Raw genomic sequence first — 18645 nt, 5'->3', positions numbered from 1 at the left:
AACAGGGCACACGGTCAAATATCTGATAGCGCTAGCTTTCCCTGGACCGCGTGGCATTTCCCGAATATGGCAGGTTGCGCAGTGCAAAACGAGCAACTGGAGCTGGGAATGAAGCGGATCCTCATCGGCCTGATCGTGGCAGTCCTGCTCGCCGCGGGCGGATGGTTCGGCTTCAACCTCTACGCCACGTATCGGGCCACTGCCGAGGTCGAAGCGGCGTTCGAGCAGATCCGCAAGCAGGGTGGCAAGGCGAGCCACGGCAAGGTGACGTTCGACACGACGAGCCGCACCCTGACGATCGAGGACGTCGCGCTTGCGCCCGGCAATGAGCAGCAGGCGCAGATCAAGATCGCCGGCATCAAGGCCGGCGGCGTTCGCCTGATCGACGATCTCAGATTTTCGGCTGACAGCATCGACATCACCGGTTTCGAAGTCGCGCTGGACCAGGCCGGTCCGGCAAAGCTGAAGGTCTCCTACAAGGTGCCGCAGCTCACGTTGCGCGATTACGCCGGTCCCATTCACGCCGGGAATGCGCCGGCCGGCGGCTCCCTGATCGACATGTACCGCTACGTGCTCGATCAATACGCAGGCGTCACGACATCCTCGCTCACGGCCCCGGCACTGACGATGAGCTTCGATTCCGGCAGCGGCGCCGCCGGCAGCGGCGAGATCACCTATTCCGGGCTGGCGATTCAGAACCTGAAAGATGGCAAGATCGATGCGATGAAGGCGGACCGCGCCGTCATCTCGATCGACGTGAAGCAGCCAGGCAAGCCGGACAAGCTGACGGGCGAACTGTCGAACATCATCGTCAACGATTTTGACGCGAGCGTGATCCGCGCCGCACTCGATCCGCAGACGACCGGTGACGACAGCTATCGCCGCGTCTACCGGCGCGTCTCGACCGGCCCCTATGTGCTCAAGTCGGCACAGGGAATGCGCGTGGATATCGACGGTTTCACCATCGAGGACATCGCCGTGCAGCCGTCGAAATTCCGGCTCGCCGACATGCTTGCGGCGCTGCCGCAGGAAAACTCAGCCGCTCCAACGCCGGCACAAGCGCGCGAACTGCTGGAGAAGCTTGCTGGATTCTACGAGGGTTTTCGCATCGGCCGGGCCGAAATCGGCAAGACGTCGGTCGGCACACCGCAAGGAATCGCCAGGGTCAATTCCGTCAGGTATCGCGACGGCGAGTTCGCGGTCGAGGGCGTCGATACGCCCGCCCCGCAGGGGCAGTTCAAGATGGAGCGCTTCGCGCTGAAGTCCTTCAGCGCGGCTAATCTGATGCGCTGGGCGGCCAGCCTCAGCAATCCCGGACGGGCCCCCTCGCCGGACCAGATGCTGGGACTGTTCCGGGTGCTCGAAGGCGCCGAGATCAAGGGCGTGGTCTCTCCTTTCAAGAACACGCGGCAGCTCGTCACCATCGACACGATCAGCCTGAACTGGAGCCAGCTGGTCGGATCGATCCCGAGCAAGGCCAACCTGGTCGTGAAGATGGTCACGCCCACCGATCCCGCCAATCCGGCGCAGCGGCCACTGATCATGGCGGGCGTGGACAAGCTCGCGATCGACCTCGATCTCGGTGCGGCCTGGACGGAGTCATCGGGCGCGTTCGCGCTTGCGCCTGCCACCATCGATCTCGGTAATCTCGCCAGGGCGCAGGCCCGCTTCGCGCTCGCCAATGTGCCGCGCGGCCTGTTCACGACCGACCCGGTGCAGGCCATGGGCCAGGCGGCGCAGATCGAAACCGGCGCGATCGAGCTCTCCTTGCGCGACAGCGGCGTCGTCGATCTCGTCGTGGCACAGTTCTCGCGCATGCAGAATGTCAGCCGCGATGCCGCGCGCAGCGCCATCGTCGAGATGATAAGGGCTCAGGGCGAAAAGCTCGCGGCTTCCAACGTCGATGCCCGGGTGGCCGTGGACGCGCTCGCCGGATTCGTCGAGACGTCAGGGCAGACGCTCACGATCAAGCTGACCCCGCGCGGCAAGGTGCCGGTGCTTCAGCTCGTGGATGCCCTGAACAGCGAGCCGATCGCCGCGCTGACGCAGTTCAGGATCGAGGCGTCGACGGGGCTGTAGAGAAAGGCGCAGTGTGTCCCGGACGCGGCGCAGCGCGTAAGCGGTGCGACGCAGAGCCGGGACCCAAAGAGGCCAATGTGCGCCGAGACGTGGGCCCCGGCTCAGCAGCGCATCACTACGTGCTGCGCTGCGTCCGGGGCACGAGACCGTCACTTCTGCGGCAGGTTCACCTTCACATGCAGCTCGCGGAGCTGCTTGGTCGTGGCGTCCGACGGCGCGCCCATCAGCAAATCCATCGCCTGCTGATTCATCGGGAACAGCGAGATCTCGCGCAGATTATTGGTGCCGCAGAGCAGCATCACGATGCGGTCGACACCGGCCGCCATGCCGCCATGCGGCGGGGCGCCGAACTGGAAGGCGCGGTACATGCCGCCGAAGCGATCGACCACTTCCTGCTCGCCGTAACCTGCGATCTCGAACGCCTTCACCATCGCTTCCGGCACGTGGTTGCGGATGCCGCCCGAGGCGATCTCGTAGCCGTTGCAGGTGATGTCGTACTGGAACGCCTTGATGGTCAGCGGGTCCTGGCCCTTCAACGCGTCGAGACCGCCCTGCGGCATCGAGAACGGGTTGTGCGAGAAGTCGACCTTCTTGTCGTCCTCGTTGTACTCGTACATCGGGAAGTCGACGATCCAGGCGAGCTCGAACCGCTCCTTGTCGGTGAGGTTCAATTCCTCACCGACCTTGTTGCGGGCAAGGCCCGAAAACTTCCAGAACTTGTCGGGATCGCCGGCGACGAAGAAGGCGGCATCGCCTTCCTTGGTGCCGATCTGCGCGCGGATCGCGGCAGTGCGCTCAGGCCCGATGTTGTTCGCCAGCGGACCTGCGCCCTCGCCGCCCTCGCGCCACATGATGTAGCCGAGGCCCGGCTGGCCCTCGCCCTGCGCCCACGAGTTCATGCGGTCGCAGAAGGCACGCGAGCCACCGCCCGGTGCCGGGATCGCCCAGACCTGGTTCTTGGGATCTTCGAGCATGCGCGCGAACACCTTGAAGCCGGAGCCGCGGAAATGCTCGGAGACGTCCTGCATCTCGATGGGGTTGCGCAGGTCCGGCTTGTCGCTGCCGTATTTGCGCAGCGCCTCGGCGAACGGAATGCGGCGCCAGTTCTTGCTCACCGGCTTGCCCTTGGCGAATTCCTCGAACACGCCGGTAATCACGGGCTCCATCGCCGCGAACACGTCTTCCTGCGTGACGAAGCTCATCTCGACGTCGAGCTGGTAGAACTCGCCCGGCAGACGGTCCGCGCGCGGGTCCTCGTCGCGGAAGCAGGGCGCGATCTGGAAATAGCGGTCGAAGCCCGACATCATCAGCAGCTGCTTGTACTGCTGCGGCGCCTGCGGCAGCGCGTAGAACTTGCCGGGATGGATGCGCGAGGGGACGAGGAAGTCGCGCGCGCCCTCCGGCGAGGAGGCGGTCAGGATCGGGGTGTTGAACTCGAAGAAGCCCTGCCCCTCCATCCGCCGGCGCATCGACTTGATGATCTCGACGCGCGTCATGATGTTCTGGTGCAGCTTCTCGCGGCGCAGGTCGAGGAAGCGGTACTTCAGGCGGATGTCTTCCGGATATTCCTGGTCGCCGAACACCGGCAACGGCAGGTCGCCGGCCGGGCCCAGCACCTCGATCTCGCTGACATAAATCTCGATCTTGCCGGTCGGCAGGTCGTCATTGTCGGTGCCTTCGGGGCGGCGGCGGGCCTTGCCGTCCATCCGCACCACGAATTCCGAACGCAGCTTCTCGGCCTGCGAGAATGCCGGCGAGTCCGGGTCCACCACGCACTGGGTCAGGCCGTAATGGTCGCGCAGGTCGATGAACAGCACGCCGCCATGGTCGCGAACGCGATGGACCCAGCCTGACAGGCGGACCGTCTCGCCGATGTTGCTCTCGCGGAGCGCGCCGCATGTATGTGACCGGTAGCGATGCATGGTCGTCCCAAAATCAATGTCGGAGGAAGCGAATCGAACGGCCTGTCACGGCCAGTCCGAAGTTGCGGCAGGGTTTACCCGACGAGGCCGGGGGCGGCAACCAAGGGAACGCCCCGTTTTGGGCCCCGGGACGTCCATTTTTGGCCGATCGGGGTCCAAGCCTTTGCCATCAGCCGTTCCAGCCCTATCTTGAGGCCATGACGGTTCATTTCCCCTTCCAGAACTCCTATTCGGCGCTGCCGGACAGCTTTTTCGCCCGCGTCGCGCCGACCCCTGTCGCCGCCCCCCGGCTGATCAAGCTGAACCGGCCCCTGGCGGTCCAGCTCGGGCTCGATCCGGACCTCCTGGAGACGCCGGAAGGCGCCGAAATCCTGGCCGGCAAGACGGTTCCCCCCGGGGCCGATCCGATCGCCATGGCCTATGCCGGGCACCAGTTCGGCCAATTCGTACCCCAGCTCGGCGACGGCCGGGCGATCCTGCTCGGCGAGGTCATCGACAGGGACGGCGTCCGCCGCGACATCCAGCTCAAGGGAAGCGGCCCCACCCCGTTCTCCCGCCGTGGCGACGGCCGGGCCGCGCTTGGCCCCGTGCTGCGCGAATACATCGTCAGCGAAGCCATGTATGCGCTGGGCATTCCGACCACGCGCTCGCTCGCCGCCGTCGTCACCGGCGAGCACGTCATCCGCGAGACCGCGCTGCCGGGCGCCGTGCTGACGCGCGTCGCCGCGAGCCACATCCGCGTCGGCACCTTCCAGTTCTTTGCCGTCCGCCGCGACACCGACGCCATCCGCCGGCTCGCCGACCACGTCATTACCCGCCACTATCCGGACCTGCTGCAAGCGGAACGGCCCTATCACGCCCTGCTCGCCGCCGTGGTCGCACGTCAGGCCGAGCTCGTCGCACGATGGCTGCTGGTCGGCTTCATCCATGGCGTGATGAACACCGACAACAGCTCGATCTCGGGCGAGACCATCGATTACGGCCCCTGCGCCTTCATGGATGCCTACAACCCCGCGCAGGTATTCTCGTCGATCGACGAGATGGGCCGCTACGCCTATGCCAACCAGCCGCGCATCGGCTTGTGGAATCTGACGCGCCTGGCCGAGTGCCTGCTGCCGCTGTTCTCCGACGACCAGGAGAAGGCGGTCGCGGAAGCGCAGGACATTCTCGGCGCCTTCTCGGAGACGTTCAGCAACGCCTATCAGGCCGGCCTGCGCAAAAAGGTCGGCCTGTTCAGGGAGCACGACGGTGACGAGGCGCTGATCCAGGACCTGCTCGACGCCATGGCCAAGAACCAGGCCGACTTCACCCTCACCTTCCGCAAGCTCGGCGACGCCGCAGGCGATGTCGGCGCCGATGTGCGAGCCCAGTTCATGGAGCCCGCAGCCTTCGACGAATGGGCAGGACGCTGGCGCGCGCGCATCGCGCTGGAGCCGCAGACCGCAGCCGAACGGCAAGCGGCGATGCACGCCGTCAACCCGATCTTCATCCCGCGCAACCACCGCGTCGAAGCCGTGATCCAGGCCGCCGTCAACAACGACGACTACGCGCCGTTCGAGGAATTGGTGAAGGTGCTGGCCAAGCCATTTGACGACCAGCCGGACTACGCCGCCTACGCCGACCCGCCGCTGCCGGATCAGCGCGTGCTGCAGACGTTCTGCGGGACGTGACCACAAACTCGGTGCGTAGGGTGGATTAGCCGAAGGCGCAATCCACCACTGCTTTCAACAAGCGGACAGCAAAGAGGTGGATTACGCTTCGCTAATCCACCCTACGATCCCTACGCCGGTTCGCCGCTGCCGGACCCGCGCGTGCTGCAGACGTTCCGTAGGATTTCAATCTGGTCGGTCAGGAGAGCGTTCCGCCGATCGAGCAGGTTGACCGTGAAGAACCAGCATCCTCCGGGAACGAATGCGCGGCGGTAGTCGGACATAGTCCGTGAATATCACAACTTGAAGTTGGTCCACAGTGGTGGATTACGCCTTCGGCTAATCCACCCTACGCGTGGTCGTGTTGTGGACACGTCCCGCCCGCGGGAACCGCTGTCATCAAACTGAAACACACGCGCTCTAACGGGCTGGCAGGTCGTCTTGCCGGAGGCGCCCATCCCCCAACCGTCCCGACAAAGCGCGCCATGCCCTTCAAATTCATCCACATCACCGACACGCATCTCGCGAACCCGGGACTGAAGCTCTATGGCCTCGACCCGCGCGCGCGGCTGGATGCTGCGATCGCCGACATCAACAAGCACCAGTCCGATGCCGCCTTCGCCGTCGTGACCGGCGACCTCACCCATTGGGGCGAGCCGGAATCCTACGCCAATTTCGCCGAGGCGATGGCCGCGCTGAAAATTCCCTACATCGCCATGGTCGGCAATCACGACAAGCGCGTCGCCTGCCTCGACGGTCTGAAAGCCGCACCGCGCGATCCCAACGGTTTCGTGCAGGGCACGCGCACCACCGAGCACGGGCTGTTCGTCTTCCTCGACACGCTGGACGAGACCAGCCATGCCGGCGAGATGTGCGCAAAACGCCTCGACTGGCTCGCGAAGACGCTTGCAGCCGCGCCCGCCGACCAGCAGTTCGTCGTGTTCATGCATCACCCGCCCTTCCCGGTCGGCGTGCACGCGATGGACGAGATCGCGCTGGCGCAGAGCGCTGAATTCGCGGAAGTCATTGCGCCCTACCGCTCGCGCATCCGCCACCTCTTCTTCGGCCATGTGCACCGCCCGATCTTCGGCAGCTATGGCAAGATCCCGTTCTCGACACTGCGCGGCACCAACCACCAGGTCTGGTTCGAGCTCGATGCGACCGCCACCGACCATCTCGCCAGCCACGAGCCGCCGGCCTATGGCGTGGTGCTGATCGACCAGGAGAACCTGGTCGTGCACAGCCACGACTTCCTCGACACCAGTCTGCGCTTCCCGTTCGAGCCGCCCGCGGGCATGGACGGCCGCGACTATGCGCTCAAGTTCGCGGCGCGGTGAGATGAGCCTCGCTGAACCCGCGGCTCTCCCGGTCGCGGCATCGGCGGCACCGCGTCTGCATGTCCTGAAGCGCTTTTCGAGCCGCTTCAAAGCCTCGCTGCCTGCCTACCTCCTGCTGCTGCCGTCGCTGATCTTCCTCGCGCTGTTCACCTACGGCGCGATGGGCCGCGTGCTCGTCGATGCGCTCTATCAGCGCGCCACGCCGAAGGCGCCGCTCCGCTTCGTCGGCCTCGACAATCTCAGCGCGGTGCTTGCCGATCCCTATTTCACCGGCGCTGTCATCAACAACCTCCTCTATGCCGTCGGCACCGCGATCCCGAGCATCGGCCTTGCGCTGCTGTTCGCGCTCGCGCTGTCGCGCACCAACGCCGTCAGCAGCGCGCTCCGCGCCGCGCTGTTCCTGCCGGTGCTGATCCCGATGGTCGCGGCCTCCGCGCTGTTCCTGTTCATCTTCCTGCCCAATGTCGGCCTGCTCGACTATTACATCGGCCGTCTGCTTCCGGTGCTGCCGAATTGGCTCGGCGATCCCGACATCGCGCTATCAGCGATCATGGTGATCACGATCTGGAAGAACGCCGGCTATTACATGCTGTTCTTCCTCGCCGGCCTCCAGGCCGTGCCGGAGGACGTCATGGAGGCCGCGCATCTCGATGGCGCGGGTCCCTTCATGCGGTTTCGCCACATCATCCTCCCCGAGCTCAAGCCCACCTTCCTGTTCGTCATCGTGATCGCCACGCTCAATGCGGTGACGCAGGTCGACCACGTCTTCGTCATGACCAAGGGCGGGCCGTCCAACTCGACCAATCTCGTGCTGTTCTACATCTATCAGCAGGCCGTCGAGCACTACGACATCGGCAAGGCTTCGGCCGCGACGCTGCTGACACTCGCCGCGCTGATGGGCCTCACCGCGCTCTCCTTCCGCACGATGGCGAACCGCGAGGGTGGGCCATGAAGCTGATTGACAAGCTCTACAAGGACACCCCGCTCGCCACCCGCCGCGAGATCACGCCCAAGCTCGGCTTCGCGCTGACGGTGCTGCTCGCAATCGTCTGGCTGGTCCCGTTCCTGTGGATGGGCGTGGCGACGCTGCGCCCGGCCTCTGACGGCATCAACGCCATGGCCGAACTGCTGCCGAGCCTGAAGCCGACGCTCGACAATGTCAGGGATGCCTGGGAAATCGGCGATTTCCCGCGCTACGCGCTCAACACCACGATCATCTGCACCGGCATCCTGCTCGTGCAGTTCGTCACGATCACACTGGCGGGCTTTGCCTTTGCGCGCCTCGACTTCGCCGGCAAGTCGCTGATCTTCTATCTGTTCCTGATGCAGCTGATGCTGGTGCCGGTGCTGCTGATCGTGCCGAATTTGAGCCTGGTGGCGCAGCTCGGCCTCTACGACACGCTCACCGGCGTGATGATGCCGTTCTTCGCCTCCGCCTTCGGCACATTCCTGATGCGGCAGGCGTTCGAGGCGATTCCGACCGAGCTGGAAGATGCGGCCCTGATCGACGGCGCCAGCCTTCTCCAGCGCATCCGCCACATCTATGTGCCGCTGTCGATGCCGAGCTTCTCGGCCTTCGCCATCATCTCCGTGACCAGCCACTGGAACGACTTCCTGTGGCCGCTGATGGTGATCAATTCGCCGGACAAGCGGCCGCTCACAGTCGGCCTGTCGGTGTTCACAGCGACCGCCGAAGGCACTCAGGCCTGGGGCACCATCGCCGCCGGCACGCTGATGGTGATCGCGCCGCTGCTCATCACGTTCCTGATCTTCCAGAAGCGCTTCATCAGCTCTTTCGTCACCTCAGGCATCAAATAGGAGATTTCTCGATGCTGTTTTCCCGCAGGCTCATGCTTGGCCTCGCCATGGCAGGTAGTTTGGCAGGCGCCCTCGCCTTCCCGGCGATGGCCGAAGGCCCGACCGAGATCGACCTCTTCTTCCCCGTCCCCGTCGACGGCAAGCTCGCCCGCGACATGGGCACCCTGATCAAGGAGTTCAACGAGGGGCACCCGAATATCAAGGCGACCGCCGTCTACACCGGCTCCTATGACGACACGCTGATCAAGACACGCGCCGCCATCAAGGCCGGCAAGCCGCCGTCCGCTGTGATCATGTCGGCCAACTTCCTGCTCGACATGCAGATCGAGAACGAGCTCACCAATCTCGACAGCCTGATCGCCGCCGACGGCACCACCAAGGACCAGTTCCTCGGCCAGTTCTTCCCGGCGCTGCAGGGCAACGCGGTGATCAACCGCTCGGTCTACGGCGTGCCCTTCCACAATTCGACCCCGCTGCTCTACATCAATGCCGACAAGGCCAAGGAAGCCGGCCTCGATCCGAGCAAGCCGCCGCAGACCTGGGCCGAGCTCACCGACTGGGCCAAGAAGCTCACCAAGCGCGAGGGCGACAAGGTGACCCAATGGGGCATCGCGATCCCCTGCGCCTACGACTATTGCGGCTGGATGATGGAAACGCTCACCATGACCAATGGCGGGCGCTACTACAATGAGGAGTTCGGCGGCGAAGTCTATTACGACACGCCCTCGATGCTCGGCGCGCTGACCTGGTGGAACGACCTCGTCTACAAGCACAAGGTTCACGCCCCCGGCGCCACGCCTGGTCCTGCCGTCAGCACCTCCTTCATCTCCGGCAACGCCGCGATGATGATGCTGTCCACGGGCTCGCTGACCTATGTGCGCGACAACGCCAAGTTCAACTACAAGGTCGCCTTCATCCCGCGCAATGTCCGCAACGCCGTGCCGATCGGCGGCGCCTCGCTGATCGTTCCGGCCGGTCTCGAAGCCGACAAGCAGAAGGCCGCCTGGACCCTGATCAAGTGGATGACCTCGCCCGAGAAGAGCGCCTGGTGGAGCCGCGCCACCGGCTATTTCGCGCCCAACATGGCGGCGTACAAGACGCCTGACATGGTCGAGTTCCTGAACAAGAACCCGGACGCCAAGACCGCCGTCGAGCAGCTCGATGTCGCAAAGCCCTGGTTCGCGACCTACAAGACGGTCCCTGTCCGCAAGAACCTCGAGGACGAGGTGATGCTGGTCCTCAACGGCAAGAAGCAGCCGAAGGAAGCCCTCGTCGCCGCCCAGAAGGCCGCCGACGAGACGCTCAAGCCGTACAATGCGGAAACGTCGCTGAAGCTGCCGTAAGAAGCTTCGGAGGGTGGATTGGCCGGCGGCTGCGCGAGCGCAGTCGCTGGCGTAATCCACCAATTCTGCCGCCCAGGATGTCAACAGTGGTGGATTACGCCTTCGGCTAATCCACCCTACGGCCCCTCCCCGAACGACGCGTGTTCAGATCGTCACCACGATCTTGCCGAACTGATTGTTCGACTCCAGGAAGCGATGTGCTTCGACGATGTCCTCGAACTTGAACGTTCGCGCGATGATCGGCTTCAATGTACCGTCCGACAGTCCTTCGATGATGAACGCCTTTGCCTTCGCAAGGCGTGCGGGATCGCGGATGATCTCGTGCACGAGGTAGCCGCGCAGTGTCAGGCTCTTGCTCAGCACGTTGAAGAGCGGGAACGGCGTCGGATCGGGGCTCAACCCGCCATATTCGATCAAGGTGCCGCCCGGTGACATCGCCGCAGTCAACGGCTCGAACGTGGGACCACCCACCGCGTCCAACACGACGCGGACGCCGCTTGAACCGGCGATCTCGTCCAGTCGTGCTCGAATGTCCTCTTCGTCCGAGGCGACGACGTGGGCGGCACCGGCATCGCGCAAGGCGCGCCGCTTGGCAGAGGTCCGGGTCATGGCGATCGGGATAGCGCCGATCCGGTTCGCGATCTGGATGGCTGCAAGCCCGACGCTGCTCGAAGCCGCCGTGATAACGACGACGTCTCCTCGCAAGAGTCCAGCGATATCGACCAGCGCGCCGTAGGCCGTCAGATATTGCATCCACACTGCAGCCGCCATCTCGAAGCCAAGCTCCGGCGGATGCTTCACGACGAGTTCGGCAGGAAACGTCGCGAGTTCGGCATAGGCCGGCCAAAGCACCATCGACAGCGGCGGCACGATGCTGACGGTATCGCCCGGCACAAGACCAGCCACGTCCATCCCAACAGCCTCGACGATGCCTGCCGCCTCCAGCCCAAGCCCCGATGGAAATGTCGCGGTCTCGATATAGGTCCCCCTCCGCAACAGGGCTTCGGCACGGTTGAGGCCGAGGGCCCTGACGCGGATCTGGACCTCGCCCCGCGCCGGCGGCGCGACATCGACCGTCTCGATACGCAGGACTTCGGGACCACCATGTTGATGAAAGCGAACGGCGCGCGTCATGAATGCACTCCAAAACAGTTGAACCGAATAGAGCTATGCCGATCCCGGGGAAGCGGATAAATCGCACAAAGGGGCGAACAGTCGAAACCAGGAGTTTTCAATGGACCGCCTGAGCAGCATGGCCGTGTTCGTCAGGGCCGCCGATCTCGGCTCGTTCGCAGCAGCGGCCGACGCGCTCGAGATCTCGGGACCGATGGTCGGCAAGCATGTGCGCTTTCTCGAGGAGCGCCTCGGCGTCCGCCTCCTCAACCGCACCACGCGGCGCCAGAGCCTGACCGAAGCTGGCCAAGCCTATTACGAGCGCTGCCGCGCGGTGCTCGCCGAAGCCGAAGCCGCCGATGCCGTCGTTGCCGACGAGTTCTCGGAGCCGCGCGGCAGGCTGCGCGTGACCATGCCGGCCCTGCTGGGACGGCACTGCATCGCCCCGTTGTTGATGAAGCTCGCGCGGAAATATCCGCATCTCGAGCTCGACCTCTCCTTCGCCGATCCGATCGCTGACATCGTCGAGGCCGGCTACGATCTTGCGATCCGGACCGGCGATCTCGACGACCAGTCCGGCCTGATCGCGCGACGCATCGCAAGCCAGCGCATGGTGGTGTGCGGCGCGCGGTCCTACCTGCGCGCCAACGGCAGGCCGAAATCACTGAACGATCTCGCCGCTCACCAGGCGATCATCTATCGCCGCTCCGGGCGCGTCCGGCCGTGGCTATTTCCACAACAAGACCAGCCCGCGCGCGAGATCATGCCATCAGGCAGGCTGAGGCTCGACGATCTGGAGGCAATCGCCGATGCCGCCGCGCAAGGCATGGGGCTCGCCTGGCTGCCCTACTGGCTGGTCCGCGAACGCCTCAACGCCGGCGCGCTGGTCGATCTCTTCGGGGGCCAGGTGGAATTCCTCTACGACTGCCACGCGCTGTGGCCCCGCTCGCCCCGGCTGCCGCCAAAAGTCCGCGCCGCCGTGGACACCCTTGCTGCCGGCTTGCCGAAGCTCATGACATGACGCAGGCCCCCGGCCCCCGTTAACCCCCCGTCCACCATCCGGGCGGGCCCTCGGCCGGTAACCACGAGAATTAACAGACCCTCAACGCACCCCCGACAAATCTATCAATGTTTCTGGAGATTTCGCCGTGGATCTGTTGGTTTTCGAGTTCCTGGGACTGGCGCTGGTCGCCATGTGCGTGGTCGTGGTGGCGCTGCCCTGCGCCCGCAAATCCTCGCACCGGATCCGTTACGAATAGGAATTTCGACCGATCTGGCGATTCCGGCCCAAATGCAAGGCTCGAATTCGCTCCAACCCCCTTGACATCACAGCGCTTTCGGCAGAACGGCTGATGATCTCGTCATGGGCCGTTCATGGATTTGATTACCACCACTGCTGACCTCGCGGCTGCCTGCAGCCGGTTGGCCAAGCACCCCGTCATTACCGTCGATACCGAGTTCCTGCGCGAAACCACCTATTACCCGCTGCTGTGCGTGGTGCAGATGGCGAGCCCCGAGGAAGCGATCGTCATCGACACCCTGGCCGAGGGCATCGACCTCAAGCCGTTCTTCGAGCTGATGGGCAACGAGGGCGTACTGAAGGTATTCCACGCCGCCCGCCAGGACATCGAGATCATCTGGCATCAGGCCAACATCATCCCGCACCCGGTGTTCGACACCCAGGTCGCGGCCATGGTGCTCGGCTATGGCGACAGCATCGCCTATGACGCGCTGGTCGAGAAGGTCACGGGCCATCGCCCGGACAAGACCCACCGCTTCACCGACTGGTCGCGCCGGCCGCTGACCAAGGAGCAGATGCACTACGCAGTCTCCGACGTCACGCACCTGCGCGACGTGTTCGCGGCGCTCGATGCCGATCTGAAGAAGCGCCGGCGCAGCGAATGGGTCTCCATCGAGATGGAGGTTCTGACCTCGCCCAGGACCTACGACTTCCATCCCGAGCGCGCCTGGGAGCGGCTGAAGACGCGGGTCCGCAAGCCCAAGGACCTCGCGGTCCTGATGGAGGTTGCCGCCTGGCGCGAGCAGGAAGCGCAGAGCCGCGACGTGCCGCGCGGCCGCGTGCTGCGGGATGAGGCCATCAGCGACATCGCGACCCACGCGCCGAACACGCTGGAGAAGCTCGCCCATCTGCGCTCGGTGCCGAAGGGATTTGAGAAATCCAAATGGGGCGCGGACATCGTCGCCGCGGTCGAGCGCGGGCTGGCGCGGGATTTCTCGACGCTGCCGAAGCTGGAGAAGCCGCGCAACAACAGCAATGGCGCGGCGATTGTCGAGCTCTTGAAGGTGCTGCTGCGCATGACGGCAGAACGCCATGCGGTCGCCAGCAAGGTGATCGCCACCGTCGACGATCTCGAAGAGATCGCAGCCGACGACGAGGCCGACGTCCCCGCCTTGCGCGGCTGGCGCCGCGAGCTGTTCGGCGATGCCGCGCTGAAGCTGAAGCGCGGCGAGCTGGCCCTGGCGATCGAGAAGGGCCGCGTGATCGGGGTTCAGCGGGCGTAGGCCGCTGCGATCGCGTAACCTATGGCTGGCCCTCGGCCGACCGCACCGTCATTGCGAGCCACCGGGTCCGCGCAAAGCGCGGCCCGATGACAGGCTCCGCGAAGCAATCCAGAGTCTTTCAGCGGAGACAGTCTGGATTGCTTCGTCGCAAGTGCTCCTCGCAATGACGAGGTGAGACCTTACGCCGGCGTCAGCTTCGCCACTTCCGGCTTCATATCCTCGAGCACGCCTGAAATTGCCGTGACCAGCTCGTCGATCTGGGCCTTGGTGACAATCAGCGGCGGGCAGATGGCGATGGCATCAAGCATGTTGCGCGAGATCACGCCGCGCTCCTGGAGCATGCGGCTGGCGATGCCACCGACCGCGCCGGGCGTCGCCGCTGCCGTCTTGCGGCCCTTGTCGAGCACGAGCTCGATCGCCGCGATCATGCCGACGCCGCGGACCTCGCCGACCAGCGGATGGCTGGTGAGCTCGCGCAGCTTGCCCTGCATGTAGCCGCCGAGCTCGGCGGCGTGCGCGACCAGGCCGCGCTCCTCGATGATCTTGAGGTTCTCCAGCGCAATGGCCGAGCCGACCGGATGGCCCCCCGCTGTAAAACCGTGGCCGAGCACGCCGATCTTGTTGCTCTCGTCCGCGATCGGCTCGAACATGCGGTCGTTCAGGATGATCGCCGACAGCGGGAAATAGCTCGAAGTGATCTGCTTGGAGACCACCATCGCATCCGGCTTGATGCCGTAGGTTTCGCAGCCGAACATCTTGCCGGTACGGCCGAAGCCGCAGATCACCTCGTCGGCGACCAGCAGGATGTCGTACTTCTTCAGGACCGCCTGGATTTTCTCCCAATAGGTCGCCGGCGGCACGACGACGCCGCCCGCCCCCATCACCGGCTCGCCGAAGAAGGCCGCGATCGTGTCAGGGCCTTCCTTCTGGATCAGCGCGTCGAGTTCCTCGGCCCGGCGCGTCGCGAACGCCTCCTCGCTCTCGCCGGGCGCGCCGTCCTTGTAGAAATGCGGCGAACCTGTGTGCAGGATGTTGGGCAGCGGCAGGTCGAACGAGCGGTGATTGTTCGGCAGGCCGGTGAGGCTTGCCGAGGCAATGGTGACGCCGTGATAGGCGCGCATGCGGCTGATCACCTTCTTGCGCTGCGGCTGGCCGAGTGCGTTGGAACGATAGGCGATCAGCTTCAGGACGGTGTCGTTCGCCTCCGACCCGGAATTGGTGAAGAACACCTTGCTCATCGCGACAGGCGCGAGCGCCACCAGCTTCTCGGCGAGGTCGATCGAGGGGCCGTGCGATTTAGCGGAGAACGTATGGTAGAACGGCAGCGCCTGCATCTGCTTGTGCGCGGCCTCGACCAGACGCTTCTCGTTGAAGCCGAGCCCGACGCTCCACAGGCCCGCCATGGCCTCGAAATAGCGCTTGCCCGACGCGTCGAATACGTAAGGGCCCTCGCCGCGCTCGATCACCAGCGGACCGGCCTGCTGATGCGCGCGCGCGTTGGTGTAGGCGTGGAGCTGGTAGGCCACATCCCGGGCTTCTTGCGAATTGGGCAGCATGGACATTTGCGGGGATCCCTTAAGTGGTCACGTCGCCGGCCCGGCCAGCGTCATCACGCGATGATTGCATCACTTGGCTATTGCGACGTGACAAAACTTGCAACGCCAATTCGTCGGCAGCAAGTGCTCAGCAGCGTTGCACAAAGCCGCACACGGGAAGGCGCTCAGGCCGCCCCGTCGTCGTCCCCATGGTCAGCGGCCGCGGCTTCCCTCACCTCGACCAGCGCCATCGACAGCAGATAAACCGTCGTGGGCAAGCCAAGGCGTCGCGCCGTCTCGGCGGCACGCGACAAATCGCTCGCCAGCTCCTTGAGCTGCTCTCCGCGTGACAATGTCCCACCCCATCCATCCGCCGATCGCGGCCACCTACACCGCGATGGCGCCGCTGGTTCTGATCAGTTCGGCGCTGGCGTGGATCGTAGCAAAATTCCCGAGGACATTCACTACCGCATGCTTGTAGGCGACGGCATCGCCCGTGCCCGGCTGCCGGCAGGCCACGGCGTCTCCGATCACCTGATAGCGGTGGCTGCGGTGAAACCCGTCGACGGCGGTGGCCAGGATGGTTTCATCCAGGGAAAACCCGACCAGAATGCAGCGCACATTGCGGATATTGGACATGTAGTCCACGAACCGTGAGGAACTGTAGGCCGACGGCAGCGGGTGCTCAAACGTCATTTCACCAGGCCGCGGCTTCGCCTCCGCGATCCAATCGGTCAGCCTGGATGCCGGATTGAACCAGGCGGCCTGGGCGATGCGCTTCAGATGCATCACCGGCCAGAGATTGGTGCGCCACAGCGTCAGGAGTTCCAGGCAGCGCACGGTGGCGGCTTCGCCGTCGAGGATGACATGGCGACGCCCGGGGGTCAGATATTCGACCTGGAGATCCGCGCAGACCAGGATCGGCGGATCATCGGTGATGGAGGCCAGCATTTTCTTGCGCGGAGTTGCACCGGTTTCAGTGGTCGGCGAGTGCGAGGTCTCGCAGCGGCGAGGTCACTGCCCGTCCCGCCGATGCATCGAGCACGCCAGGCCGGTCCCAATCGCCCTCGGGACGGATGATCACATAGGGATCGCTGTCCAGCGTGATGGCATCCGGCCCCGGCTCGATCTCCAGCAGCATTTCCGTGTAGGAGAAATCCGAGAAGGTGATCTTGCGGTTGTGACCGAGCGGCTTGGCGCCGAAATGAGCCCAGAAATCGACCAGCCGGTCCTGCGCCTGGCCGTAGATCTTGCGGAAGCCCTTGCGCTTCACGTAGTCGACGCTCGCCTGCACCAGCTTGAACGAGACGCGCGAGCGCCGATATTGGTGGCGCACGGCGAGCCGCTCCACCTTGGCGAAATCGCCGAAGAAGCGCCCGCAGACAGCCCGCAGGCTCGTTGCCGACGTAGCCGATGAAATGCGCTGCGACCATGTCGTTGCCGTCGAACTCCTCTTCGAACGGACAATCCTGCTCGGCCAGATAGACCGCGGAGCGAATGGCGGTGACCAGCATGAGATCGCCGGGATCGCGCGCGAGGCGGATGGTGATGGCGCGGGAGTCGGGCTTCGCGAGAGGAATCCTAGTACCGTGCATCTGCAAAACTCCTTGCTTGAATGATCGCTCCCGGCATCCGCATCGGCTGCCGATGCCAGGGTCGCTCGTAACACCAGAGATCGGGCTGGAAGCTCGGGACGGGTTCGAAGCCCGTCGCCTTCATGATGTCGCGTCCGGCCACGGTTGACGGCTGCGCATAGCAATCCGCGCCGCGAAATCTTATCTGACGCAGATGAGCCGCGGCCTTGCCGAGACCGGCGATGCCGCGCCCCGCCGTCGCGATCGCCCAGATGTAGATGGCGGCAACGTCCTCCTTCGCGGACGCGAGATAGTGCGTCTCGGGCGCGGTCAGGCAGATCTCGTCGAGCAGCAGCGCATCATGCCCACGGTCATTGAGGAACAGGAAGGCCATGCCGCCGAGCAGATTGCCCTTGCGGCTGAACGTCAGGATGCTCTCGGGATCATAGGTGGAATATCGCGCAAGCTCCGCCGCTCCGATCCGGACGCCCGGCACCAGCCGGTGTGCCATTTCGGAAAGCGCGGCGATTTCGGAAGGTTGCGCACAGCGAACGTCGACGTCCGGGCTCAGCGGCAAGGCATCGAAATCATGCCTTGCGGCAAACGAGCCCCTTTCCATACTCATGTCCCGCCTCTATCGTCCGAGGCTTTAGTGCCCCGCTATGACGATGAGCTTAGCGGTTGGGGACCAGGAGTATGCAGCAGTTATTGCACCGGGGTGCTGCTATGATGCAGCACCGTGAAGAAGCCCTGGACGCGTCCTGGGACGATTTGAAATTGTTTTTAGCGTGCGCAAAATATAAAAGTTTCCGCAACGCCGCGGAAGAACTCGGACTGACCTCCACCACGCTGATGCGCAGGATCGACCGGCTCGAAGAGAGCATCGACTGCAAGCTGTTCCTGCGCGACCAGAGCGGACTGACGCTCAGCGATGAAGGCGCCGCGATGATCGCCGACGTCGCGCATATGGAGCGTCATGCCTTCAACGTCTTCCGGCGTGCGTCGCGATCGTCGAACGACACCGCGGGCACCGTGCGTGTCGCGGTGACGGAAGGCCCCGGCAATTTCTGGATCCTGCCGCGGCTGATCGATTTCCAGAAGACCTATCGCAAGATCACCGTCGATCTGCGCTGCGCGATGGAGCAGGCCGACGTCGCAAGGCTTGAATCCGACATCGCGATCCAGCTCGAGCCGCCGACCAATCCCGACCTGATCGTCGCCAAGCTCGGCCGCCTGCACATCTATCCCTTCGTCTCCAGGGAATACGAGCGCCTCTACGGCGTGCCGACATCCCTGGCCGAGCTGAAGGATCACCGCATCATCAAGCAGAGCGCGCCGCAGGTCGACGATGGCGCCTATGCACGCGTGCTCGGACTGAAATCGCTCGAGGGCATCGTCGGGATCAAGACCAACTCCTCGGTCGGCGTGCTCTATGCGGTGGAGCGCGGCGCCGGCATCGGCTTCCTGCCGACCGTGTCGATCGCACTCGGCGCACCGCTCATTGCCGTCGATCTCGGCGTCAGCCACCACGCCGATCTCTGGCTCACCTATCACAAGGAATTCCGCAACTCCGAGCGCCACAAAATCGTGGTCGACTGGCTGAAGAAGATCTTCGATGCCAAGACCTATCCCTGCTTCCGCGACGAGTTCATCCATCCGAATGCGCTGGTGCCGATCATGACGGCTGCGCGCGAGGCGTTCGGGCTCACGGGTTCTGTCGCGGTGACGCCGACGTGAGCGCAGGTCGTTATT

15 protein-coding genes and 1 pseudogene are annotated in these 18645 nt (G+C 64.5%); 9 read left to right on the top strand and 7 right to left on the bottom strand.

Going from position 1 to position 18645, the window contains the following annotated elements; translation table 11 throughout:
* Window positions 1-108 precede the first annotated feature (108 nt).
* Window positions 109-2079, top strand: coding sequence for a hypothetical protein (locus tag NLM25_RS21265; protein WP_254138254.1), 1971 nt, complete (start codon window positions 109-111; stop codon window positions 2077-2079).
* 149 nt (window positions 2080-2228) lie between these two features.
* On the opposite strand, the gene aspS is transcribed toward NLM25_RS21265, so the two are convergent.
* Window positions 2229-4001: an aspartate--tRNA ligase gene (aspS, locus tag NLM25_RS21260; RefSeq protein WP_254118795.1), complete on the bottom strand. Its 1773-nt coding sequence runs from the start codon at window positions 3999-4001 to the stop codon at window positions 2229-2231.
* 197 nt (window positions 4002-4198) lie between these two features.
* On the opposite strand from aspS, the gene NLM25_RS21255 reads away from it, so the two are divergent.
* From NLM25_RS21255 to NLM25_RS21235, 5 genes are all read left to right on the top strand, one after another.
* Window positions 4199-5671, top strand: a complete 1473-nt coding sequence (locus NLM25_RS21255) for a YdiU family protein (RefSeq protein WP_254138253.1) — start codon at window positions 4199-4201, stop codon at window positions 5669-5671.
* Between the two features lie 464 nt (window positions 5672-6135).
* Window positions 6136-6987, top strand: a complete 852-nt coding sequence (locus NLM25_RS21250; RefSeq protein WP_254138252.1) for a phosphodiesterase — start codon at window positions 6136-6138, stop codon at window positions 6985-6987.
* A 1-nt stretch (window position 6988) separates the two neighbouring features.
* Complete coding sequence (locus tag NLM25_RS21245; protein WP_254138251.1) at window positions 6989-7939, top strand: carbohydrate ABC transporter permease; 951 nt, start codon at window positions 6989-6991, stop codon at window positions 7937-7939.
* Window positions 7936-8805: a carbohydrate ABC transporter permease gene (locus NLM25_RS21240; protein WP_254138250.1), complete on the top strand. Its 870-nt coding sequence runs from the start codon at window positions 7936-7938 to the stop codon at window positions 8803-8805. Before NLM25_RS21245 ends, NLM25_RS21240 begins: the two co-directional genes overlap by 4 nt.
* A gap of 11 nt (window positions 8806-8816) precedes the next feature.
* Complete coding sequence (locus NLM25_RS21235) at window positions 8817-10148, top strand: ABC transporter substrate-binding protein (protein WP_254138249.1); 1332 nt, start codon at window positions 8817-8819, stop codon at window positions 10146-10148.
* 144 nt (window positions 10149-10292) lie between these two features.
* On the opposite strand, the gene NLM25_RS21230 is transcribed toward NLM25_RS21235, so the two are convergent.
* Window positions 10293-11282 (bottom strand): zinc-dependent alcohol dehydrogenase family protein, encoded by a 990-nt coding sequence (locus tag NLM25_RS21230; protein WP_254138248.1) that lies wholly within the window; start codon window positions 11280-11282, stop codon window positions 10293-10295.
* A gap of 100 nt (window positions 11283-11382) precedes the next feature.
* Here NLM25_RS21230 and NLM25_RS21225 point away from each other — a divergent pair, with 100 nt between their 5' ends.
* Together NLM25_RS21225 and rnd are read left to right on the top strand one after the other, a co-directional pair.
* Window positions 11383-12282 carry a LysR family transcriptional regulator gene (locus NLM25_RS21225; protein ID WP_254138247.1) on the top strand — a complete coding sequence of 300 codons (900 nt, stop codon included), beginning with the start codon at window positions 11383-11385 and terminating at the stop codon, window positions 12280-12282.
* 353 nt (window positions 12283-12635) lie between these two features.
* A complete protein-coding gene (gene rnd, locus NLM25_RS21220; RefSeq protein WP_254118785.1) occupies window positions 12636-13784 on the top strand; it encodes a ribonuclease D in 1149 nt (382 codons plus the stop codon).
* Between the two features lie 179 nt (window positions 13785-13963).
* Here the strand turns inward: rnd and NLM25_RS21215 are convergent, their stop codons facing one another.
* The 5 genes and pseudogenes from NLM25_RS21215 to NLM25_RS21195 form a co-directional block, all read right to left on the bottom strand.
* Entirely contained in the window at window positions 13964-15346 is a 1383-nt protein-coding gene (locus NLM25_RS21215; RefSeq protein WP_254138246.1) for an aspartate aminotransferase family protein, read from the bottom strand.
* 158 nt (window positions 15347-15504) lie between these two features.
* Entirely contained in the window at window positions 15505-15672 is a 168-nt protein-coding gene (locus tag NLM25_RS21210; protein ID WP_254138245.1) for a hypothetical protein, read from the bottom strand.
* Between the two features lie 34 nt (window positions 15673-15706).
* Entirely contained in the window at window positions 15707-16270 is a 564-nt protein-coding gene (locus NLM25_RS21205; RefSeq protein WP_254138244.1) for an isochorismatase family protein, read from the bottom strand.
* Between the two features lie 25 nt (window positions 16271-16295).
* A pseudogene (locus NLM25_RS21200) lies at window positions 16296-16914 on the bottom strand (GNAT family N-acetyltransferase).
* Entirely contained in the window at window positions 16901-17518 is a 618-nt protein-coding gene (locus NLM25_RS21195) for a hypothetical protein (protein WP_254138243.1), read from the bottom strand. The pseudogene NLM25_RS21200 and the gene NLM25_RS21195 overlap by 14 nt, the downstream one beginning before the upstream one ends.
* A 71-nt stretch (window positions 17519-17589) precedes the next feature.
* Between NLM25_RS21195 and NLM25_RS21190 the strand changes: the two genes are divergently transcribed.
* Window positions 17590-18630 (top strand): LysR family transcriptional regulator, encoded by a 1041-nt coding sequence (locus tag NLM25_RS21190; protein WP_254138242.1) that lies wholly within the window; start codon window positions 17590-17592, stop codon window positions 18628-18630.
* Window positions 18631-18645 lie beyond the last annotated feature (15 nt).

It is taken from the genome of Bradyrhizobium sp. CCGB01, assembly GCF_024199795.1.
In the GTDB taxonomy this organism is placed as follows: Bacteria; Pseudomonadota; Alphaproteobacteria; order Rhizobiales; family Xanthobacteraceae; genus Bradyrhizobium.
This window is presented reverse-complemented; position numbering and strand designations above follow the sequence as displayed.